General features: G+C 40.3%; 21 protein-coding genes. 4 read left to right on the forward strand and 17 right to left on the reverse strand.

From position 1 onward, the window contains the following. Nucleotides 1–67: 67 nt before the first annotated feature. Complete coding sequence (locus tag ABXG83_RS10960; RefSeq protein ID WP_353548905.1) at nt 68–2,458, forward strand: hypothetical protein; 2,391 nt, start codon at nt 68–70, stop codon at nt 2,456–2,458. Nucleotides 2,459–2,468: 10 nt separating this feature from the next. Then, the gene (locus ABXG83_RS10965; RefSeq protein ID WP_353548906.1) at nt 2,469–3,620 is read left to right on the forward strand and encodes a methionine aminotransferase; all 1,152 of its coding nucleotides are present in this window, start codon (nt 2,469–2,471) and stop codon (nt 3,618–3,620) included. 32 nt (nt 3,621–3,652) lie between these two features. On the opposite strand, the gene ABXG83_RS10970 is transcribed toward ABXG83_RS10965, so the two are convergent. From ABXG83_RS10970 to ABXG83_RS10990, 5 genes are all read right to left on the reverse strand, one after another. Then, nucleotides 3,653–4,309 (reverse strand): head GIN domain-containing protein, encoded by a 657-nt coding sequence (locus ABXG83_RS10970; RefSeq protein ID WP_353548907.1) that lies wholly within the window; start codon nt 4,307–4,309, stop codon nt 3,653–3,655. Nucleotides 4,310–4,490: 181 nt separating this feature from the next. Next, on the reverse strand, nt 4,491–5,630 hold the full coding sequence (locus ABXG83_RS10975) for a cystathionine gamma-synthase (RefSeq protein WP_353548908.1): 1,140 nt from the start codon (nt 5,628–5,630) through the stop codon (nt 4,491–4,493). Between the two features lie 12 nt (nt 5,631–5,642). Further along, nucleotides 5,643–6,239 carry a DUF2911 domain-containing protein gene (locus tag ABXG83_RS10980; RefSeq protein ID WP_353548909.1) on the reverse strand — a complete coding sequence of 199 codons (597 nt, stop codon included), beginning with the start codon at nt 6,237–6,239 and terminating at the stop codon, nt 5,643–5,645. A 39-nt stretch (nt 6,240–6,278) separates the two neighbouring features. Continuing rightward, nucleotides 6,279–6,863: an ACP phosphodiesterase gene (locus ABXG83_RS10985; RefSeq protein ID WP_353548910.1), complete on the reverse strand. Its 585-nt coding sequence runs from the start codon at nt 6,861–6,863 to the stop codon at nt 6,279–6,281. Next, nucleotides 6,860–7,522 carry an SdpI family protein gene (locus ABXG83_RS10990; protein ID WP_353548911.1) on the reverse strand — a complete coding sequence of 221 codons (663 nt, stop codon included), beginning with the start codon at nt 7,520–7,522 and terminating at the stop codon, nt 6,860–6,862. Before ABXG83_RS10990 ends, ABXG83_RS10985 begins: the two co-directional genes overlap by 4 nt. Before the next feature lie 303 nt (nt 7,523–7,825). Here ABXG83_RS10990 and ABXG83_RS10995 point away from each other — a divergent pair, with 303 nt between their 5' ends. Further along, a complete protein-coding gene (locus ABXG83_RS10995) occupies nt 7,826–8,263 on the forward strand; it encodes a hypothetical protein (protein WP_353548912.1) in 438 nt (145 codons plus the stop codon). A 34-nt stretch (nt 8,264–8,297) separates the two neighbouring features. Here ABXG83_RS10995 and ABXG83_RS11000 read toward each other — a convergent pair whose 3' ends face one another. From ABXG83_RS11000 to ABXG83_RS11010, 3 genes are read right to left on the reverse strand one after another with little or no spacing between them, the layout of a single operon-like run. Further along, on the reverse strand, nt 8,298–9,077 hold the full coding sequence (locus ABXG83_RS11000) for a polysaccharide deacetylase family protein (protein ID WP_353548913.1): 780 nt from the start codon (nt 9,075–9,077) through the stop codon (nt 8,298–8,300). Next, nucleotides 9,077–10,006 (reverse strand): glycosyltransferase family 2 protein, encoded by a 930-nt coding sequence (locus ABXG83_RS11005; RefSeq protein ID WP_353548914.1) that lies wholly within the window; start codon nt 10,004–10,006, stop codon nt 9,077–9,079. The genes ABXG83_RS11000 and ABXG83_RS11005 overlap by 1 nt, the downstream gene beginning before the upstream one ends. Beyond that, nucleotides 10,003–11,193 carry a glycosyltransferase family 87 protein gene (locus tag ABXG83_RS11010; protein ID WP_353548915.1) on the reverse strand — a complete coding sequence of 397 codons (1,191 nt, stop codon included), beginning with the start codon at nt 11,191–11,193 and terminating at the stop codon, nt 10,003–10,005. Before ABXG83_RS11010 ends, ABXG83_RS11005 begins: the two co-directional genes overlap by 4 nt. Nucleotides 11,194–11,345: 152 nt before the next feature. Here ABXG83_RS11010 and ABXG83_RS11015 point away from each other — a divergent pair, with 152 nt between their 5' ends. Further along, a complete protein-coding gene (locus ABXG83_RS11015) occupies nt 11,346–12,320 on the forward strand; it encodes a deoxyhypusine synthase family protein (protein ID WP_353548916.1) in 975 nt (324 codons plus the stop codon). A gap of 145 nt (nt 12,321–12,465) precedes the next feature. On the opposite strand, the gene ABXG83_RS11020 is transcribed toward ABXG83_RS11015, so the two are convergent. From ABXG83_RS11020 to ABXG83_RS11060, 9 genes are all read right to left on the reverse strand, one after another. Then, on the reverse strand, nt 12,466–13,986 hold the full coding sequence (locus ABXG83_RS11020) for a M28 family peptidase (protein WP_353548917.1): 1,521 nt from the start codon (nt 13,984–13,986) through the stop codon (nt 12,466–12,468). An 83-nt stretch (nt 13,987–14,069) separates the two neighbouring features. Continuing rightward, nucleotides 14,070–15,575 (reverse strand): M28 family peptidase, encoded by a 1,506-nt coding sequence (locus ABXG83_RS11025; protein ID WP_353548918.1) that lies wholly within the window; start codon nt 15,573–15,575, stop codon nt 14,070–14,072. Nucleotides 15,576–15,593: 18 nt separating this feature from the next. Next, a complete protein-coding gene (gene rpiB, locus ABXG83_RS11030) occupies nt 15,594–16,049 on the reverse strand; it encodes a ribose 5-phosphate isomerase B (protein WP_353548919.1) in 456 nt (151 codons plus the stop codon). A 79-nt stretch (nt 16,050–16,128) separates the two neighbouring features. Next, on the reverse strand, nt 16,129–16,983 hold the full coding sequence (gene tatC / locus ABXG83_RS11035; RefSeq protein WP_353548920.1) for a twin-arginine translocase subunit TatC: 855 nt from the start codon (nt 16,981–16,983) through the stop codon (nt 16,129–16,131). Nucleotides 16,984–17,056: 73 nt separating this feature from the next. Next, on the reverse strand, nt 17,057–17,455 hold the full coding sequence (locus ABXG83_RS11040) for a nucleoside 2-deoxyribosyltransferase (RefSeq protein WP_353548921.1): 399 nt from the start codon (nt 17,453–17,455) through the stop codon (nt 17,057–17,059). A gap of 1 nt (nt 17,456) precedes the next feature. Continuing rightward, nucleotides 17,457–18,716, reverse strand: coding sequence for a hemolysin family protein (locus ABXG83_RS11045; RefSeq protein WP_353548922.1), 1,260 nt, complete (start codon nt 18,714–18,716; stop codon nt 17,457–17,459). 265 nt (nt 18,717–18,981) lie between these two features. After that, nucleotides 18,982–20,427, reverse strand: a complete 1,446-nt coding sequence (locus tag ABXG83_RS11050) for a hypothetical protein (RefSeq protein WP_353548923.1) — start codon at nt 20,425–20,427, stop codon at nt 18,982–18,984. A gap of 12 nt (nt 20,428–20,439) precedes the next feature. After that, a complete protein-coding gene (locus ABXG83_RS11055) occupies nt 20,440–21,159 on the reverse strand; it encodes a hypothetical protein (protein ID WP_353548924.1) in 720 nt (239 codons plus the stop codon). After that, a complete protein-coding gene (locus tag ABXG83_RS11060) occupies nt 21,152–21,670 on the reverse strand; it encodes a sigma-70 family RNA polymerase sigma factor (RefSeq protein ID WP_353548925.1) in 519 nt (172 codons plus the stop codon). The genes ABXG83_RS11055 and ABXG83_RS11060 overlap by 8 nt, the downstream gene beginning before the upstream one ends. Nucleotides 21,671–21,693 lie beyond the last annotated feature (23 nt).

Here is a 21,693-nt window from a genome sequence, read left to right on the forward strand (position 1 = left end):
ATTGTTATTTTTTGGCATAATTTATGATCGATTTAAGAAGACCTCTTCATTCTTGAACCGACTGTTTATGCGCAAACTTGTTTACCTTTTTATTGTATCCTTTTTATTTAGTGGTACACTGTTTTCCCAATCATTGGAAAATAGCCTCAGTTTCTATAATGAACGGTTCCCTCAGGAAAAAGTCTACCTGCATTTTGATAACCAGGCGTATACTCCCGGCGCCTTGATCGGATTTAAAGCTTATCTGATGAATGGCCCTGATCTTTCCCGACTGAACCGTAATTTTTATACGGATTGGTATGATGAGTCCGGTAAACTTTTATCACATCAGGTATCACCTATTACCATGTCTTCTGCATATGGAACTTTTGTGGTTCCGGAAAAATATAAAGGCAACACCATTCATGTAGTAGCGTATACGCAGTGGATGTTGAATTTTGATAGCACTCTTTTATATCAGAAAAAAATACAGATCCTTCAGTCTGGTGCAACGGTTGCTAAAACATCTGCGACCACAAAAGAGTATCATGTACAATTTTTTCCGGAAGGTGGTTTGATGGTTAATGGAATCACTTCTTTTATTGCTTTCAAAGCAACCGATAAAAATGGTGATCCGATTCAGGTGCAAGGAACGATCAAAAATGACCAGGGAGAAGACATCAGTCGTTTCAGATCGCTACATGATGGTATGGGAAGATTTGCACTGATTCCGCAAGCGGGCGCTACTTATGTTGCAGAATGGATCGCACCTGATAGCACCCTTCAACGGACGTCTTTGCCGGCATCGGTTACAGATGGTGTTACCATGCAAGTGAGTGCTGTAGGTGATACGCGTTACATGCAAGTACAAAGAACAGAAACACTGGCACCACATTTACGCAAGCTCTCGATGTTTTTAACGGTGAATCAACAAGTGGTCTTGCGTGGTACCGTAAATCTGGAAAATGAAACAGCTACACAGGTAAAGATCCCGGTAAAAGGATTGCCATCCGGATTGGCAACGATCACTTTAATGAATACCATGGGTGATCCTGTTTGTGAACGCTTGATCTTTATTGATAACAAAGAATATACTGCTACGGCAACCATTCGTTTTGATACGATCGGATTGAGTAAGCGTGCAAAAAATGTATTTGAGATCGAATTACCGGATACCATTCCTGCGAACTTATCACTATCTGTTACCAATGATGACCTGCCAGATGATCATGCATCCAATATCATCAGTACTTTACTACTTTCTGCTGACATCAAAGGAAAAGTATATCATCCTGCCTATTATTTCAATGAACGAAACGACTCTGCCAAACATTACCTCGACCTGGTGATGTTAACACATGGCTGGAGAAAATTTGTATGGAAAAAAGTGATGGATTCCACGTCATGGGTCACACGTTACCCTATGGATACCGCATATCTTTCTTTGCAAGGAAAGATCGACGGATTCAGTGAAAACAGATTGGCTAAGGCTGAAACATTGAATCTGATCCTTCGTGGTAAAGACTCTTCTACATTGATGCGTTTTACACCCATTGGTAAAAACGGATCGATCTATGAACCCAATGTCATCTTCTTTGATACGGTTAAATTGTATTATCAGCTCAATAAGATCTCTGTATTACCCGGAAGAGGCAAAGTGTCGATCACTACTAATCTGATCGACACACCGTTCTATTCATCCTTACACATACCGATGATCTTTCAATATGATACGGCCGCACTTCGTTTGATGCGTGAGATCGCTTTGCAACAAATACAATTGCAAAAATTACGCGAGGGAACGACACTGGAAGAAGTGGTGGTGAAAACCAGGGTGAAATCAAGATTGGAAGAATTGGATGATACCTATGCAAATGGAATGTTCAGAAATGTAGATGCTCTTTCTTTTGATATGATGAATGATCAGCGCGCATTATCCAGCTTCAGCGTATTTGATTATTTGCAAGGACGTGTACCGGGTATGCAAGTAATTGGAGCATTGACAAGTAGTCCCAACATCATTTGGCGAAATGGATCCGTAGGCTTTTTCCTGAATGAGATGCCCATAGAAGCACAATTTGCTGCTACTATTCCAATGACAGACGTGGCTTATTTGAAAGTTTTTCGCCCACCCTTTATCGGATCATTGGTCAATGCAGGTGGTGGTGCTGTTGCTATCTATACCAAAAAAGGTGCAGATCTCACCAATTCTGTAAAAGGGCTGGATAATCTATCCTTATTGGGGTATGCTCCTGTCCGAGAATTTTATCAGCCGGATTACTCGGTGGATCCACAAAGCTTTTCTACAACAGATATCAGAAGAACTTTATACTGGGAGCCGAATTTAATTACCGGCGGATCTGAGCGAAAGATCCGGATTCGTTTTTACAACAATGATATCTCTTCCAAACTCAAAATTATTCTGGAAGGCGTGAATAGTAATGGCCAATTCATTTCCATTCGTAAATTGCTGGAATAAATCATTGAACGTGTCTGTATCGATCCATTCTAAGTTACCGGAGGTAGGAACGACCATTTTTACTGTGATGAGTCAGCTGGCTGTGCAGCATGATGCTGTGAACCTCGGCCAGGGCTTTCCTGATTTTCCGATGAATGCTACATTACATGAGCTGGTATCCAAAGCTATGCGTGATGGCTTTAATCAATATGTGCATATGAATGGTTATCCTTTGTTGCGACAAAAACTCGCAGCAAAAGTGCAGCACTTGTATGGCACAGCTATCGATGCAGAAACAGATATCACCATTACGCCGGGTGGTACTTATGCTATTTATACCGCGCTTACTACGGTGTTACGTCCGGGTGATGAGGTGATCGTATTTGAACCCGCTTATGATAGTTATATTCCTAATATTGAGATCAATGGTGCTGTAGCTGTTCGTATCGCTTTGAATTATCCTGATTATAGTATTCCATGGGAACTGGTGAAACAAAAGATCACATCCAAAACAAGGATGATCATGATCAATTCACCACATAATCCAACAGGTGCTGTATTATCTGCGGCTGATATGCAAGCACTGTCAGCGTTGGTAGAAGGCACCAATATCATCATCCTGAGTGATGAAGTATATGAGCATCTGATCTTTGATGGTCTCACGCATGAAAGCATCCTTCGTTATCCTGCATTACTCAAACGAAGTTTTGTGTGTTTTTCATTTGGGAAAACCTATCACTGTACCGGATGGAAACTGGGCTATTGTATCAGTACCCCGGAATTAATGAAAGAATTCAGGAAAGTGCATCAGTTCAATTGTTTTACCTGTGATACACCCAAACAGGTAGCGCTTGCTACTTATCTGGATGATACAAAAGCTTATCTTGAATTAGGCGCTCAAATACAGCAGAAAAGAGATTATTTCAGAAAGCAAATGGAGCAGACCGCTTTTCAATGTATTCCTTCTCACGGAAGTTATTTTGAATGTTATAGTTATGCTGCTATCAGTGATGAGCCGGATATGATTTTTGCGAAGCGACTAACCGCTGAATATGGAGTTGCTACCATTCCTGTCTCTGCATTTTATAAAGATGGGAAAGACGATAAAGTCATACGTTTCTGTTTTGCCAAACAGGAAGCCACATTGGATAAAGCGATCGAAAAATTATTGAAGATCCAATAAAAAAAGCCGGATAACTATCCGGCTTTTTTGTGTTATTTCTTTCTTACAACACCACTTCCACTGATCGCAATATCAGTAGCAGGTGGGTTGCCATAATAATCGATCGTGCCCGATCCGCTGATCCTTATTTTCAAATTTTGTGAGCAATTCAATTCAATAAATCCGGAACCGGTAATATTGGCTTCCGTATTTTTTGATGGAATGACTGCTGCAAAAATATCTCCCGATCCATTGATGTTATAAGAAGTACTATTAAAGGCGGAGGATTGAATGCGTATTCTTCCTGAACCATTGATCAGTGTGGTCAGATCAGTTCCCTGAAGAAATCCATTGATCACCACATCACCTGAACCATTGATATTAACGCCTCTGATGTCCGGAGTTTCTATTCGCACTTTGATATTATCATTGCGGATATTTTTTCTGCTCTCATAACCCAGGAGCAGTTCTCCATTCTGCACTTTTGATTCGTATACTTCCAGCAAGTTGGTATAACCTGAGATGATCACTTGTTGTGTATTTGAGGGTACGATCTCTACATCTCCTGAACCATTCAATTTGATCTTACTGAAATTGGCTACTGATCTGATCTGCGTAGCAGTTGGTCCTTCACCTGTGATGGATTTAGTGCAAGATGAAAATAAGATGAGTAAACTACATAAACCGATGATCCATTTATTCTGTTGCATATATCTGTTTTTGAATCACAAAGTTGAGCAACCTCATCTAGCACATTTGTTATGTTGTATGAATTGCATTTTTCATTGGATAGAAAGTAATAAATGAGGATGAGTAGCAATGCATGTGTAGGAAAAAAGAAAGGCATCACATATTCATGTGATGCCTTTCTGAGCTTGTTTATACAAGCAATTATCCGATCGCCTGATCAATGTCTGCGATCAGATCATCGATATCTTCGATACCTACGCTTAATCTGATCAGACTATCACTCAGTCCGTTTTTAATTCTTTCTTCTCTTGGAATAGAAGCATGTGTCATCGATGCCGGATGATTGATCAATGATTCAACGCCTCCTAAACTCTCAGCGAGAGCGAATACATGTGTAGACGATAATACGCGCTTAGCATTTTCAACACTATCATCTTTTAAGGTGAAGCTCATCATGCCACCAAAACCACGCATTTGTTTGCTGGCAACTGCATATCCCGGATGATCTGTAAAACCACACCAATATACTTTTTGCACTTTAGGATGATTGCGTAAAAAATTCGCCATCTTTTCACCGTTCTCACAATGACGCTGCATTCTTACGTGTAAGGTTTTGATCCCTCTTAATACGAGGAAGCAATCCATCGGTCCGGGAACAGCACCACAACTTTTTTGGATAAAGTATAATTTTTCACGGAGTTCTGCATCATTCATTACCAGACATCCCTGTATCACATCACTGTGTCCGCCAAGATATTTGGTGGCTGAGTGCATGACGATATCTGCGCCAAGGTCTAAAGGATTCTGTAAATAAGGAGAAGCAAAAGTATTGTCGACGCAAAGCAAAGCACCTGCTTTTTTGGCAATTGCAGCAACAGCAGCAATGTCCGTGATGTTCATCAGCGGATTGGTAGGTGTTTCGATCCAGATGAGTTTTGTTTTTGCAGAAATTGCAGCAGCTACATGATCAACATTTGTTGTATCTACATATTTGAACTGGATACCAAACTTTTCAAACACTTTAGTGAATAAGCGATACGTGCCACCGTACATATCATTGGCAGCGATCACTTCGTCGCCCGGTGATAACAGTTTGATCACTGCATCGGTAGCAGCTACACCGCTGCTGAATGCCAATCCGAATTTTCCATTTTCGATCTGTGCATAAGCTTCTTCCAGTGCTTTTCTGGTAGGGTTCTGACTTCTGGCATATTCAAAACCTTTATTGACACCCGGTGCTTCCTGTACATAAGTAGAGGTTTGATAAATAGGGGTCATGATCGCTCCGGTAGAAGGATCGGGTTCTGTACCGGCATGTATATATTTCGTGGCAAGTTTCATACAAGGAATGATTTAATTCTTTTTAGTGGGTTTTGAAGGAGCATCTTCGATAAATGTCATGGGTAATGATGCTTTCAGATCATCCCATAAAATAACCATTTGTGCACCATTGTTTTTTGTTTCCTCAAAATAAATGGTGAATGCCTCAACTACTTCATTGTTTCTGGCAACATCAATATCGGTTCTCAGCAGATCTTTTTTAGCATCATAATTGAAATTACCCCAACAGAAATTGTCTTTGTTCAGGATCATGGTCCATTTACCTTCTGCGGGAACACAATACAAAGTATATCTGCCTTTAGGTACTAGTTTACCATCGATGCGGATATTTTTAAAGAACTCTACTTCAGAAGCTTCATTGGCGCCTAATCTCCAGATCTCGTTATACTTGATGATGCCTCCGAAAATATCACGACCACTTTTTAAAGGTCTACCATAGATAACACGCGCGATCGGAGCATCTTTTGCTTTACCGCTGATCTTCAGGATCGGATAGTTGGCAGGCCAGTAGCTCATATCCATGGGTGACTTATCCAGGTCAGTAGGCTTTTGTTGAGCGAAAATGCAAAGGTTGATCAACAATGAAACACTCAGCAATAGAAACTTCATGTGGTAATTATTTTTGGCAAAGATAGCAGCATAAGCGTTTCACAACGCGTTAGAAAAATCGGCAGCCATTTTTTTAACATCAGGGAAAAATGCATGGTATGCTTCCTGAAGCAAGGGATAATGATCTTCAAATAACTGATAAGCAGTACTGCTGTCTTGCAGATAAGATGCTCTTCTCACCACGCCCTCAAAACTTTTCTCAATTCCCCATTTGTATCGGTAATTGTATAACCAGTTCTGACTACTCATATAAGGAAGCATTCTGGCGAATTTCTCGGGCAGGAAGGGTTCATGGGCCTGTAAAGTAGCATAGGTCTGTTGTGCAAATGCTTTCCATTCCTCATCTGATCGTATACTGGTGTCAATGGCCAGAAAATGATCATAGACAACATCGATAAAAGCACCTGCATATGGACCAACAGCCGGTTTCAATAATTTTTTTGCTGCTTGTGTGGCCGGATGTGCATCGGTGAATGTATCGATCATTCTGTGCAATCTTATTCCTTTCTGTATATCGGTAGTGTAATCAAACTGCTTTTTTCCTTTCACGAAATCACTGATCATATTACCGATCAGTAAACCTGAATCGTCAAAAGATAAAAATGCATGTGCGAGATAGTTCATCCTTGTTTTTTTCTGTAAAAGCGATAAGAAAATACAGTTGGAATGATCACAATGGCCGCTGTGATGATCATCGTGATGATGAATGCGCTAAAAAAAGGCAAAGTCAAAGCAGTAACAGCAATGATCAATCCTCCCGGAATCCAGAGTCTGGCCGCCAATTGATGGGTCGCTGCCCAATTTTCATCATCTTCTAAAGTCCAGGGTAGTCGCAGACCTATAAAATAATTCGGTTGTATGGTACGCATCTGATAACCTAAAAACGATAATAGGAGACCCACTGCCGGTAGTACAACAGTGGTGATACTGAGTTTTGCAGGATAGTTGACTGCACTATATGTGATCATGATATTGATCACGGTCAGAAACACTAGTATCACAATGGCTAAACTGTTCAAAGTAGCAGCGGAGGTCTTAGCTGTTTTTTTGGGATCTATTTTATGCAGATTGCGGATGAGCAGGTAAGTACCGATCGCAACAGTTGATAGGATAGACGTATGCAGCCACAAAGAAGATTTGGCGCCGAATTGATCTGCGATACCTTCTGCGTTAAAGTGTACAGGTACAGTTTCAGGCAAGCCGGCATATTGTACACCCAAATACACAAATGGAAGTGCTATGAGTACTACTGCCAGTAGTGGGGATGTAAAAACTCGTCTCATCGTAAGACTTTTCTTAAAGGTACAACAGCTTCTTCATCTATTCATTTCTATACCATTACTAAAAATTAACCGCATGATAACGCCTTTTATCTTTTCCTTAAGAAATCTTTTCAAAGTCAATACAGCAGCGCTTTTCAAGGCCTCATTAACGGTTGTTAACGGCGACATTAACACCGCTCATACTATGCAGCTAATATTCTGATCGCGCTGGTCATAAAGAACCTATGTCGGGTGTAGTAAGCAGTAGTTTTGACTTGTCAACCGAAAGAAGAAAATCAATATATCAAACTTAAAAACGCCACTATGAAAAAGATGTTATTAACAACATTGATTGCTGCCTTTATTGGAGCGCAATCATTTGCCGCAGATGTAACTAAAGTCAGTTATCGTGTACTGGCTTCTTTTGAATCACAGTTTGCAGAAGCAAAAGACGTAAACTGGACAGTTACAGATCAGTATTCAAAAGCCCGTTTCACGATTGAGGGCGAGCAGGTCGAAGCCTTCTTCAATGTATCGGGGGATGTGATCGGTACATCCAGAAAAACAGATCTGAAACGTTTGCCATTGAATGCAATTCAGAAGATCAAAAAAAGTTACGGTAAATACAAAGTAACCGATACCATTGAGTTTGAATTCAATGGCGAAAGAAAATATTTTGTTTCTGTTGAAAATGATACAGACCGTAAGATCCTCGAAGTGTCTTTATACGGAGATGTGAGCATTTTCGATAAGAATAAATAAGTTGGTTTGGTTAATCGGAAAGGTCCCAGGTATATTATACCGGGACTTTTTTTTGCAGGTATGTGTTCATTGATATAAAATCACCTTCTTTTTTGAGACTTGTAATCGTTTGAAGTAAACGTTCGAGTAGGATGTCTTTGCTCCATCTTTTTGTGAACGATGGTAATTGATAATTCGCAAGATCTGTAAACTCCCATGGATGGAAATAGAGACAGATATAGCCATCTTTTTTTAAGGTCTTCAATGCTAAATGTATAAAAGTATTTAGTGGGCAGTTTTTAAATGTTAACCAAAAAAGCGGTATCCGGAGCACAGGTGAAACAGAGGCCGGTATTCTGATCATTTCATTTTCAGTATACAGGGTTCTGGGTAAGTGAAGGTTGTTATACCTGCCCGGTAACCAAGTTGGATTCACTGATGAATCATAACTGTATCCTGCATCTTTTAATAGATGCATATCTACCTGCTTCATCCGCGGCATACGTAATCCGTATATTTTTTGCCCTGTGATTACCTCAAGTCTGTCTTTTGATTTGGCAATGTCTTCATTTGAAAAACTTGAATGATAATAGGTATGAGAAGCGATTTCATGCTTTTCAGACAAAGCTTTGATCGTATCAGGATAGTGGTCAGCAAAATTCGCAGTTGTAAAAAGTGTGGTCTGAACAGCCGTGTCGTTTAAAACAGGTGCGATCACATCTAGTCCTTGTTTCCCTATTGTCAATTGTTCTTGCGGGGATATGGATTGCCCGTATTCCAATGGCATATCAAATTCTTCTACATCAAAACTCAGGAGTATACTTCTATCAGGCATCATAAATTCGATTCGCGGATGATATAATTAGGCCTGTTCTTACTTTGCATAAAAAGTTTACCTAGATACAAACCAATGATCCCAAGGATCATGAGTTGCAGGCCTCCGAAGAACGAAATGGTGACGATCAGTGAAGCCCACCCTGAGATCGGCTTACCAAAATAATAACTATAAATGGTGTACGGAACATACAGTAAGGAAGTAACGGAAAAAAAGAGGCCCAGGTAAGCAGCAGTATACAATGGCTTGGTACTGAAGGAAGTGATTCCTTGTAAAGCAAAACGCACCATTTTTTTATAAGTATACTTTGATTGACCAAAGTTTCTATCGCCGGGTGAATATTCAATCGATATTTGTTTGAATCCAACCCATTTGGTCAAACCTCTTAGAAACAAGTCGCGTTCATTGAAACTTTTGAATACAGGAAATGTTTTCTTGTCGATAAGCCTGAAATCAGCTGCACCGGTCTCCACCTCAATATCTGACATTTTATTTAGCAGCCTGTAGAATAGGGAAGCTGTTTTCTTTTTTAGAAAAGGGATATTGTCTTCGTCTTTTCTCAGCGTGTATACAATATCATACCCTTCGTTCCATTTCTCAAGCATGAGTGGGATCAGTGCCGGTGGGTGTTGCAGGTCACCATCCATCATGATCACACAATCAGCGTCTTGGTGAATACAATCGATCCCCGCTTTTAGCGCATTCTGATGACCAAAATTTTTTGATAGGCTAATGAAAAAAACATGTTTATGTTCTACAGCCATATCTTTTAATACAGCATTTGTTTTGTCGCTGCTGCCGTCATCAATGAATATAAATCTGTGATCATAAATTGTAGTATCGATGGTTTCACCAATAGCATGGATGATTACAGGAATGTTTTGCTCCTCATTACAAACAGGTATTAAAATGCTAATCTTCTTTTTCATAAATGATCATCTTTTCCGACAGATAATTTTTGTAATGACAGTTCTTTAATCATGATCATCCAAATGATAAAACAAGGAAGTGCTTTCATAGCATATTGTACGAAAAACTTATCTCTGATAAGCTTTGGTATTAAGTCTGTCGGTGATAAAATGGTAAACAGAAATGTAAAAGTCAATAACACTATATATTCTGTTTTCAAAGGGATCTTTAATGAAAACCAAATAGCAATAGCACTGATCGGAATGATATAGGTAGGCGATTCTGCGGATGAACTAAAAATGACCACTGCAACCATCAGCATGCAGTAATATTTCAATGTGAAATGTTGATGAGAAAAATACTTGTACCTGGTCAGTGGTAAGGCAATAAGAAGTGCTGCCGGAATCAAAATGTAGAAATTGGAAAGATCTTGTATCGAGAAAATACGTCTTACCATACCCCCTACAGAAATATCCTGCATTCCCGGAGCAACGGATATATCAACGTTCGTTCCATTTTTTTCAACCAGTGAGTTGAACCAATCTTGGTAAGATTGTAGGATAAACTCCTTTGATGATATGAGCATGGGTAGAACAAACAGAAGAGCTACCCAGCCTATAAAAGAAAAAGCGAATGTCTTTTTTTTATCTGTAAAAAGAAAAAGTACCAATCCGATCACACTGTAAATTTTGATCAGCATACCTGCTGCGATCAGTAGCGTGGCCGGCAGTATCTTTTTATCCCTGACGAATGTGTAAGATAATATCATGGATCCGGCGAGCATTGGATTAAATTGAACGCTGTGGGTTGCGGTCATCAATTCAATTACCGAGATCAGTAAAACAGTATACAGTTGTGTTTGAGAGAGATTCAATTGTTGCAGGGCGTACAACAAAACCCAAGCATTTACCATACACCATAAAACGCATCCAACAGGTAAGGGCACCCAGGTAAAGGGTGCGATCAATAAACTGAATAAGGGGCCGTAATGATTGCTGTCAGCATATTCTAGCGGATAGGTTGCGTATAAATTAATTTGTTGGAGTGTGTGTTCATATACGCCACGGTAAATTAAAAAATTATTGATCTCTTGTGTGCCTCTACTGATTTCCAGTAAAACGGCTACTAATGTCGTAGTAAACCACAGAATGATAGGCAGGCGTATAGGATAGCCGGCTAGAGCTTTATTGAAATATACAGGTTTCATGCAGGGGCAATAAAATTATTACAAAATCCCCCTGCATGTCATTAGAATCCTATTAAACGATTGTAAATCCCTTCATTAAGGGATGTAAAAGCGTGTTGTGAGATTTAAGTATCGCCTAAAAAAATTACTTTTGCCCCTCAAAATCACCGAATATGACGAAAGGGCCTGTTTCTCAGTTTATTATGCATCATTACAGACACTTCAATGCCGCTGCATTGGTGGATGCTGCCAAAGGATATGAAACCCATTTACTGGAAGGCGGAAAAATGCTGGTTAGTTTAGCCGGTGCCATGAGTACCGCTGAACTGGGAATTAGTTTGGCTGAGATGATCCGTCAGGATAAAGTGGCCATCATCAGTTGTACCGGTGCCAATCTGGAAGAAGATGTGATGAACCTGGTGGCGCATAGTCATTATAAGCGTGTTCCTAATTATCGTGATCTGACTCCTCAGGATGAGTGGGATTTATTGGAGAACCATTACAATCGCGTAACGGATACTTGTATTCCTGAAGAAGAAGCTTTCAGAAGACTGCAAAAACATTTGGTAAAGCAGTGGAAAGATGCGGAAGCAAAAGGCGAACGTTATTTCCCTCATGAATTTTTGTACAAGACCGTATTGAGTGGTGAACTACAGCAGTATTATGAGATCGATCCTAAAAACAGTTGGATCGTAGCAGCAGCAGAAAAGAATCTGCCGATCGTAGTGCCGGGTTGGGAAGACAGCACCACCGGTAACATCTTTGCGAGTTATGTGATCAAAAATGAATTGAAAGCAAGCACAGTAAAGAATGGTATCGAGTATATGGTTTGGCTGGCTGATTGGTATCGTGAAAACAGTGGCGGTAAGGGTGTCGGATTCTTCCAAATTGGTGGAGGTATTGCCGGTGATTTCCCGATCTGTGTTGTACCAATGATGTACCAGGATCTGGAATGGCATGATGTTCCTTTCTGGAGCTATTTCTGTCAGATCAGTGATTCTACTACTTCTTATGGTTCTTATTCCGGAGCAGTACCCAATGAGAAGATCACTTGGGGTAAATTAGACATCAATACTCCTAAATATATTGTAGAGAGTGATGCTACCATCGTAGCACCTTTGATCTTTGCGTATTTATTAGGTTGGTAGTTAGGTGATGGTCTATGGTCTATGGTCCATGGACCATGGTCAATAGTCCATAGTAAGAGAAGAAGGGAAGTCTTATAAATGCAATAAAGAGCTTAGGTTTTATTTGAATAAAAAAAGCTCCGAATTTGATTCGGAGCTTTTTTATTTAGCGTGGAGGCATATTCAGTGGAATATCTCTTTTCAGCATCGTGTCTTTTTGCGCAATGACCCAGGCTGTATGATAAATGAGTCGAACTCTTTTTTCCATCAGGTCAAAATTGATCTTATCAACTGTATCAGTTGGTCTGTGGTAATCGCGGTGTGTACCGTTGAAATAAAAAATGATGGGAACACCTTTTGCAGCAAAATTGTAATGATCACTTCTGTAATAAAAACGATTGGTGTCATTTGGATCATTAAATCTTCTGTCTAATTCCATCTTGAAGTATTTCTGATTGACTTCATTGGTGATGGGTGTCAGATCACTGCTCAGTTTATCATCACCGATCACATATACATAATTCATGGAATCACCTTTGTAAGTAGGATCGATTCGTCCCACCATATCAATATTCAAATCAACAGTGGTTTTATCCAAAGGATAGATCGGATGCTCTGAATAATAACGAGACCCCAACAATCCTTTTTCTTCACCGGATACATTCATGAATACGACACTTCTTCTTGGACCATTCCCTTTCTTTTTTGCATTTACAAATGCTTCAGCGATCTCTACAACACTCACAGTTCCTGAACCATCATCATCAGCGCCATAATAAATTTCGCCATTGATGATACCTTCATGGTCATAGTGACTGGTGATGAATACATATTCATCTGCTTTATCAGTTCCTGGTAAAACAGCGATCACATTTGCACTTTGCAATTCATTGGTTTTTTTGATAGCTGTTAACTTGAGTTCAGATTTATAGCTTCCTTTATTCAAGTTCTTCATTTCTTCCACACCTATTTTAGCAGTTCTTCCCAATAATGCGCTGGCAACGTCTTCAGACACGCTGGCTACATTTACCCTGGATGGATTTGCTTTGGTCAAAGACATGCCTCCTTTTGTATTGGTAGGATTTCTTCTGGGGAATCCGCTTTTCGATACGATCAATACACCAGCTGCACCTTTTGATACTGCGGTATTTACTTTTCCAAGTGTAGAATACGGAGTCACAGCACGCGGGTTAGCAGGGGTGCTGCTATTCGGTGAACCTTCGAGTATGAGTACCATTTTACCGGTAACATTCAGGTTGGCGTAATCATTGGTCACAGAGTCAACGATACCATAGCCTGCAAATACCACTTCATTATAGTTGAATGATCCTGAATTAACCATTTGCATTGCAATAGAGTAATCTTTATCCCATTCAAAAACACGACCATTCACTGATAATCTTTTCTCTGTCAATTCATCTTGAAAGAGCGGAAAGTTCTGTAGGTAACTGTCGCCATTACCCGGCTTTAGTCCGAGTCTTTTGTACTGACTTTCCAGATAAGCGGCTGCTTTTCTTTCACCTTCACTTGCAGCATTACGTCCTTCCATTTCCGGACCGGCAATGATGGTAAGGTGTTTTTTCAGGTCAGCTGCAGTAATGGTACCTGCATAAGTTGAGGGGTCTCCTTTCTGTGCAATACTGATGCTGGCAGAAAGAAGCAAGGTTGATAAAAGAATGATTCTCATATTTTGATTTTAAATGAAAGAGCCATCACAAAAGATTGTAATGGCTCCGTAAGGTAAGTAATAAATCTTTTTAATAAAACCGATTATCTACCCGGCATGGTCAATGGAATATCTCTTTTCAGCATATTATCTCTGTTCGCCATTTCCCAGGCAGTATAATAGATCATCTGTACACGCTTCTGCATCAGATCAAAATTGATCTTGTCCACTGTGTCACTTATTTTATGATAGTCTGCTTTTAACATACCATCATAAAAGAAAAGAACCGGAACGCCTTTGCGCGCAAAATTGTAGTGATCGCTGCGGTAGTAAATTCTGTTCACGTCTTTTGGATCATCATACTTATAATCCAATGTCAATTTTGTGAATTTATTATTGGCTCCTTCATTGATGGGTGCCAGATCAGAACTCAGTTTATCATGTCCGATCACATACACATAGTTCAAAGAATCGGCTGTTAGTCTTTCTGTGTCTACGCGACCCACCATGTCAATGTTGAGGTTTACAGTGGTTTTATCCAAAGGATAGATCGGATGCTCAGAATAATATTCAGAACCCCACAATCCTTTTTCTTCACCGCTAACGGTCATGAAAGCAATGCTGCGTCTAGGGCGATCGCCTTTCTTGGCTGCAGCTGCGAATGCTTCTGCCATTTGGATCACGCTTACTGTACCGGATCCATCATCATCTGCACCATAATAGATCTGACCATTGCGCATACCTAAGTGATCATGGTGTGCGGTCAGGAAAACATATTCGTCTTTTTTATCGGTTCCGGGTAATACACCGATCACATTGCTGGTTTCGAGTGTGGTAGTTTTTTTGGCTACCATCAATTGCATTTCAGCAGTGTAGGTTCCTTTCTTGATGGTTTTCAGATCATTGATACTGAGTGTAGCAGTTCTTCCCAATAATGCCGAAGCTATTTCCGGTGAGATCGTCATCACTACAAAAGGTGCACCAGTTGCCTGACGGAAATAGATATTACTTGTAGTAGCAGTCGCTGTTGCTTTTGGGAAAGCCGTACTGATCATCAATACACCGGCAGCACCTGCTCTTCTCAATGCATTCATCTTTGCAAAACTGCTTCCGGCAGCGCTTCCGGTACCACCATCACCGTCCAGTACCATCACCATTTTACCTTTTACATCCAATCCGGAAAGATCATTGATTGATTTGGCGGAGTCAACTACACCATGCCCTGCAAACACCGTATTGTTAATGATCAGTGTACCATTACTTACAGAGGCGAGGTTGAAAAAATATTGTTTATCCCATTCAAAACTTCTTCCATTCACACGTAAGCTTTTGTCGCTCACTTCATCTCTGTATACAGGATAAGTCATTTGGTAGCTGTTGCCATTACCCGGTTGTAATCCGATCTTCCTGAACTGCTCTTCAATATATGCCGCTGCTTTACGCTCACCCGGCATACCGGTTTCACGACCTTCCATTTCTGCACTGGCGATCACAGTTAGTTTCTCTTTTAATCCTTTGGCACTGATAACAGGTGCATAGCGAGCCGCTTTATCCTGTGCAGATACCATGAGTGTGGCAAATGAAAATGCCACTAATAAATGTTTCTTCATACGAGCAATGTTTAAGAATTATGAACAGGCGATTTTATTGACTCTGTTAGCATGACGTCCGCCTTCAAATGCAGTGGTCATGAATATTTCGATCATTTGTTGTGCCAGCGGCAAAGCAACAAAACGAGCAGGGATACAGATCATATTGGCGTCATTGTGTAAACGGATCAGGGAAGCAACATCATTTTGCCAGCATAATCCGGCACGAATGCCCTGGTGTTTATTGGCAGTAATCGCCACTCCATTTGCACTGCCACAGAAGAGAATACCAAAGGTGGATTCACCTTTTTCTACACTCGATGCAGTAGGATGCGCAAAGTCAGGATAATCCACTGAATCAAGGGATGGCGCACCAAAATCTTTGACAGTATAACCCTTTTCGGTCAGCCATTTTTTGATGGCTTCTTTGTATTCAAAACCTGCATGATCAGCACCAATGGCAATAGGTTTTGAAGCATCAAACACGTAGTTCATGGTAAAAATTAAGTCGTGAAGTTAAAATATTGATAGCATGGGGTATCAAAAAATGTATAAACGGAGCAATCATGCTTACTTAACTCCATTCTTCTTCTTCTCTTCTTTCCTGTTCTTTCGATACACGTGCTGAAATGATGATACTCACTTCATATAAGAAAAATAATGGAAGGAATACGATCAACTGACTCATCCAGTCCGGACTAGGAGTGATGATCGCTGCTACGACTAATATGATCACTGCTGCGTATTTACGCATACGTCTTAAATAGGATGGAGTGACCAATCCGATCTTAGTCAGTAAAAATGCAAGAACGGGTAATTCAAATGCGATCCCACATCCCAAAATCAGGTTTGTTAGATTGTCCAGATAGTCTGTGAGTGTGGGTCTTGTTACCAATAATCCTTGTGTTCCCAATTGGAAACTACCGAGGAAATTGAATGTGAAGGGACCTAATAAAAAATATCCGAAAGCCGCACCACAAAAAAAGAAGAACGACACCCAAAAAATGATGAAGCGGGTATTTTTCAGTTCTTTTTCTTTCAAAGCAGGCTTGATGAATTTCCAGAATTCCCAGAAGATATAAGGAAATGCAATAATAATACCGCCGATCAATGCCATAGAGATACTGCTGAGAAATTGTCCGGCAAAAGTGGTGGATTGCATATCCACTTTTACGGGAGGCATACAAAGTGCTTCACCCATATGTGCCCAATGACTAAAATCGCAGAGTGCTTTATAGCTGATGAAGTTGGGGTTGATCGGTCCTGTAATGATATTATCAAAGACCCAGTCTCGATAAATGAAGATCACAATTGCCATAACGAGAATGGCAATAATAGAGCGAACGATGTGCTGTCTTAGCTCTTCGAGATGATCGATAAAACTCATCTCGGCTTTTTCCGGTCCTCTGTTTCTTTTGAATAAAGCCATGTATCCTCGCTGCTTTTGAGTTGCCAAAGTTACGGGTAACAGTAACACGAAAAATGCCGATTTTATCGGCGATTCAATGATATTTTCGGATACTATGGGTCAATTGATCTGCCAGATCCTGTTCATCAAGGTAAAGTATCTGTTCAGTAGCGATTCCAGATACTGTGGAGGAGTGAGGGGCGGCAGCATTTCTCAGGTACCAAACGGGTTTGCCTTTGGCCACTGCATAACCTGCTTCCAGACCTACCCCAATGGCTTTTACGGATAGCTCTGCGATCAGTATATCGGAGTCATCGATCTCTCTGCAAGCTGCTTGCATCATCGCTTTTTCTTCTTGTAAACTGAATCGATACTGGTCTACAAAAATAAATAGATCGATACCGGCTTGATGGAGTGTGGATCGTAGGGTTTGAATAACCGGTTCGAGTTGGGTACGATGATCGATACTGATGGCGAGATAAGCTCTTGGCATCTTAACGTAATATTTTCAGCTTAACCGTATCAATGCGTGTTTCGCTGACGTTCAGGATATCAAATCGATAATCATCGATGATAATGGTTTCCTTTTGTTTGGGGATGGATTCATGTTTGTTGATGATATATCCGCTCAAAGTCTCTGATTCATTCTCCGGAAACTCGAGTTCATATTTTTCTTTGAGATAATCCAGCTCCAGTCGTCCACTTAAAATGAATTCATCATCTGCCAATTGCTTTTCTACAAACTCTTCTACATCGTATTCATCGTGAATTTCTCCAAAGATCTCTTCCAGCACATCTTCCATGGTAACAATACCGGCAGTACCCCCGAATTCATCAACGACCCAGGCAATGCTTTTTCTTTCTTTGGTGAATTTATTGATGAGATCAGCAGCACTCATACTTTCCGGAACAGCAAGTATGGGATGAATGATATCCTGAATGCTGTTTGGTTTTTTGAAGAGATCGATTTGGTGTACGTATCCCAAGATATTATCGATGTTCTCATCGTACACGATCAGCTTACTCAGTTTCGATTGAACAAAACGATTTTGTAATTCACGAATAGAAATGCGTTGATCAACACCTTCGATCTCAGTACGGGGAACCAGACATTGTCTGATCTTAATGGTAGGTAAACTCAATGCATTTTCAAACAATTCAGTATTCAGTTCCTGATTGTCTTCATCCTGCTCTTTGGTTTGCTGGAAGAAATGTTCCAGATCTACTTTGGTAAAAGCTTCTGTTTTATCATTCACACGAACATTCAGAATATATTTCAGGATCCACTGTGAAAGATCAACGAATAAATTGGTCAGTGGCTCAAAGATGGTGTGAAAGAATTTAGCGAGAGGGGCGAAAAAGCTTAATAAGCTATCATTCCTTGCTCTGAAAATAGCTTTGGGGATGAACTCGCCAAAGATCAATACAACAATCGCAGAGATGATGGTATCGATGATAAGTTTCAGGTATTCATTTTGAACATTGAGCGGGTTCCAGGCAATGCTTTTCAGGAATTCATCGAAAAGAAGTCCATAGATCACCAATACAGTGTTCAAACCAATGAGACAGGTACCGATGAATTTGGCGGGATTTTCAACAAAATCGGATAATATCAATCCGCTTCGTTTTCCTTGTTTCTTTTTTAACTCAATACTCAATCGATTGGCGCTGACAAAAGCGATTTCATACCCTGCAAAAAAGCCGATGAATATGAGTGAGAGAAGAATCCATATGATCGTATAAAGCTCGGTCATAGTTATTTGTTCGTTATGCTAAGATAAGTGGTATTAGCATATAGCTAATAGCTAATGGCCAATAGCAGGTAATATTTGTACTTCCTATTAGCCATTAGCGATGAACCACCTGCTAACAACCGCGAGTGCCCCGTAGAAACGGGGCACGGACCGATCGTTAACAACATGAGAAAATCGGCTGTGTGAAATATATGCACATGAAGAAACTCAAAAGAAAGAATGAGCAGTATGGCGCTGCTCATTCGGGTATATGGAAACTGAAATATTATTTAAAATCAACGGTGCAATTCTGGCATTTCATCTGCACTTTCAAACCTGAACCGTTACCGATATTGGCGGTGAATTTAGTAGGCGTGCTGTTGGTGCCGCGATACATTGGATATCCCTGTACGGTAGCCGGGGCAAGTGTTCCTGAAAAAGTACCCCCTGTTATTGTATTGGTTACACCCGTTGCTTTACCAGGTTGTGCCGGGATATTCACAGCGGTCATACCATTGGTTGAACTTATTTTAGAAAGTGTTCCGGAGGTATTGATCATGGACTGTACCAAACTGGCATATTCTTTTTTCTCTTCTTCTGTAGGCTCTACCTGTGTTCTCTCAAAATCACCATATACCGTAGAATAGCTTCCGATAAAGTCAACACTGTAGTTTTTCATATCACGAAGTGGGATACGAACATCTGCATAACGGTTATTGATCTTGATGAGTTTTACATTGGCGCCTACATTTCTGATCTTCACATCTGCATTACTGCCATCTATTTCGATAGAACCTGCTAATCTGGTAATACGGAGGTTGCCATAGTTCTTACGTCCTCTGATATCCGTGACATCTTCTACTTCAAATTCGTCATTGGTACTTACCATTTTGATTTTTTTAGCTGATGCCATTTCAATGGTAGCGTATTTACTTTCAATATCCAGATCATCGATATTATTGGCAGTGAATCTGCCATTTGCAAACTCGATCTCTGCCTCTTTGATATCACGCAGGTTAGCATTAGCGTACTTAGAACGAAGACGCAGTTTATTTAAGCTTTCCGCTTCAAAATTTCCATTGGTAATATCCAATAATACATCTCCTACATTGGCAGGCAATTGAAGATCGGAGTATCTGGTTTCAATATCCAACTTACTGCCAGCCGGAACATAAATGGTCAGTAATCTTTTATTAGTATTCCCGGACTTGGAGAAGGATCCTGATTGATTATATATTGTAGTAGGATATCCCACGACTACATTTTGTCCGCTGGTTGCATATGCATAGCTGCCAAAACTTGAAGCGCCTGATTTGATCTTTACGGAAGAGCCTAGTGCTTTTAAACTGATCCCCATTTTTTCAAACCATTCTTCATCGGTCAGTGTACTTTCTTTCTCAAAATAAGCGGTAGTCACTACTTTGACTTTTTGCTGGTCCCAGGTTTTTACCTGAATAGATCTGGTATTATTTTCAATATAGATCTCTCCACTTTTGGGCATATTGATCTCTTGGCTGACTTCTTTTGATTTTAAGTCTTCCTGATTGATATTTCTCGTCTCGAAACCAAAGCCGTTTGCAATAGCTACATTATCTACGCTTACCACATTAACATTGGAAGATCGGTTGATGTTTTGTGCGATAGGAGATGTTGCTACTTGAGCAAAAGCTCCATTTAAGGTTCCTGTTACAATGCCAGAGAGCAGTATCCATTGTTGCGCAATTCGTTTCATATCATTAGTGGTTTAAATATTGATGAAATAAGTTTTGACACTGTCAACAGGCGCACGATTTTGTTTGATGCGATTGTTGATCTTGTTCATTTCCAGTTGTAATTGTTTAAGTGTATTGAGTTTGATCTGATAAATATTGATGAGTTGATTGAGTAACTGATCGGTCATACCACGCTTTACGATTTCTGCTTTGATACCTTTCTCATCTTTTTCCAGTTGTTTGATCTGGATTTTAAAATCTGCAAAATATTCTGCTGACTCTGCAAACATGGGTGTCGTACTCACTTTATCACGTTGTAGGTTGATCACCTGTTTGAAACTATTTTCAATATTGTTCATCGCGATCAGGTCTTGTCTTTTCGGAATCGCTTTGATCGTGGGTATATGCTTCTTTTTATGTTCTCTTTTTTCAGCAACTGCCAATTCTTTGGTTGTAGTCACTGTTTCTGTTTCCGGTACGGTTGTATGAGGCTGTTCAACCGGTTGCTGAATATTTTCATTAGCCGTTATGTTCGACAATTCCGGTGTTGATGTGTCGCGCATCAGACTCCAAACACCGATACCTGCCAATACCAATATACATGCTGCTGCTACCCAGCGTGTCATCATTACAATGACGGTTGTCTTTTTCGCAGGTTGTTGTCGCTCTATTCTGTCCCATATAGCAGGAGAAGGCTCCTCCACATCTAATGAAGACCGATTTTGCTGCAGGTATTTTTTAAACTCATCCATGTAACTGCATTTGTTTGGTGATTCTTTCTTTTAATAGTTGTCTGGCCCTGTGGTACTGACTTTTGCTGGTTGATTCTGATATTCCTAAATGTGTTGCGATCTCTCGGTGACTATAATCCTCCAACACATATAAATTGAAAACCTGTCTGCAACCATCCGGTAAACTTTTGATCTCGTGATGCACCATATTGAGATCAACTGTTTTCCACCATTCAGGTTCTTCGTTGCTCATGGTCTGTTCCCATTGTTCATCCCATTCAGACCAGTACACATTTTTTTTACAGAAGCGGATACATTCATTCACGACAATTCTTTTCAACCACCCGCCAAATTGAACAGGGTCCTTCAACTGCTTCAGGTTTTTAAATGCGATCATAAATGCTTCCTGCAAGAGATCTTCCGCATCATTCTGATTGCCCGTCATGCGAATGCAGATGTTGTACATAGCTTTACTGTACTGGCGATAGAGCCATGCCTGCGATGCTGCATCTCCCGTGCAGGCTTTTCTCACAACAGCCGTTTGTATGGTGGATT

Origin of the sequence: Sediminibacterium sp. KACHI17 (assembly GCF_040362915.1) — a bacterium.
Lineage (GTDB): Bacteria > Bacteroidota > Bacteroidia > Chitinophagales > Chitinophagaceae > Sediminibacterium.

What these genes read in the sequence shown, in the direction of transcription:
- ABXG83_RS10960 (WP_353548905.1), top strand. Translation starts at nt 68, where the DNA reads ATGCGCAAACTTGTTTACCTTTTTATTGTATCCTTTTTATTTAGTGGT.
- ABXG83_RS10970 (WP_353548907.1), bottom strand. Translation starts at nt 4,309, where the DNA reads ATGCAACAGAATAAATGGATCATCGGTTTATGTAGTTTACTCATCTTA.
- ABXG83_RS10975 (WP_353548908.1), bottom strand. Translation starts at nt 5,630, where the DNA reads ATGAAACTTGCCACGAAATATATACATGCCGGTACAGAACCCGATCCT.
- ABXG83_RS10980 (WP_353548909.1), bottom strand. Translation starts at nt 6,239, where the DNA reads ATGAAGTTTCTATTGCTGAGTGTTTCATTGTTGATCAACCTTTGCATT.
- ABXG83_RS10985 (WP_353548910.1), bottom strand. Translation starts at nt 6,863, where the DNA reads ATGAACTATCTCGCACATGCATTTTTATCTTTTGACGATTCAGGTTTA.
- ABXG83_RS10990 (WP_353548911.1), bottom strand. Translation starts at nt 7,522, where the DNA reads ATGAGACGAGTTTTTACATCCCCACTACTGGCAGTAGTACTCATAGCA.
- ABXG83_RS10995 (WP_353548912.1), top strand. Translation starts at nt 7,826, where the DNA reads ATGAAAAAGATGTTATTAACAACATTGATTGCTGCCTTTATTGGAGCG.
- ABXG83_RS11000 (WP_353548913.1), bottom strand. Translation starts at nt 9,077, where the DNA reads ATGCCTGATAGAAGTATACTCCTGAGTTTTGATGTAGAAGAATTTGAT.
- ABXG83_RS11005 (WP_353548914.1), bottom strand. Translation starts at nt 10,006, where the DNA reads ATGAAAAAGAAGATTAGCATTTTAATACCTGTTTGTAATGAGGAGCAA.
- ABXG83_RS11010 (WP_353548915.1), bottom strand. Translation starts at nt 11,193, where the DNA reads ATGAAACCTGTATATTTCAATAAAGCTCTAGCCGGCTATCCTATACGC.
- ABXG83_RS11015 (WP_353548916.1), top strand. Translation starts at nt 11,346, where the DNA reads ATGACGAAAGGGCCTGTTTCTCAGTTTATTATGCATCATTACAGACAC.
- ABXG83_RS11020 (WP_353548917.1), bottom strand. Translation starts at nt 13,986, where the DNA reads ATGAGAATCATTCTTTTATCAACCTTGCTTCTTTCTGCCAGCATCAGT.
- ABXG83_RS11025 (WP_353548918.1), bottom strand. Translation starts at nt 15,575, where the DNA reads ATGAAGAAACATTTATTAGTGGCATTTTCATTTGCCACACTCATGGTA.
- rpiB (WP_353548919.1), bottom strand. Translation starts at nt 16,049, where the DNA reads ATGAACTACGTGTTTGATGCTTCAAAACCTATTGCCATTGGTGCTGAT.
- tatC (WP_353548920.1), bottom strand. Translation starts at nt 16,983, where the DNA reads ATGGCTTTATTCAAAAGAAACAGAGGACCGGAAAAAGCCGAGATGAGT.
- ABXG83_RS11040 (WP_353548921.1), bottom strand. Translation starts at nt 17,455, where the DNA reads ATGCCAAGAGCTTATCTCGCCATCAGTATCGATCATCGTACCCAACTC.
- ABXG83_RS11045 (WP_353548922.1), bottom strand. Translation starts at nt 18,716, where the DNA reads ATGACCGAGCTTTATACGATCATATGGATTCTTCTCTCACTCATATTC.
- ABXG83_RS11050 (WP_353548923.1), bottom strand. Translation starts at nt 20,427, where the DNA reads ATGAAACGAATTGCGCAACAATGGATACTGCTCTCTGGCATTGTAACA.
- ABXG83_RS11055 (WP_353548924.1), bottom strand. Translation starts at nt 21,159, where the DNA reads ATGGATGAGTTTAAAAAATACCTGCAGCAAAATCGGTCTTCATTAGAT.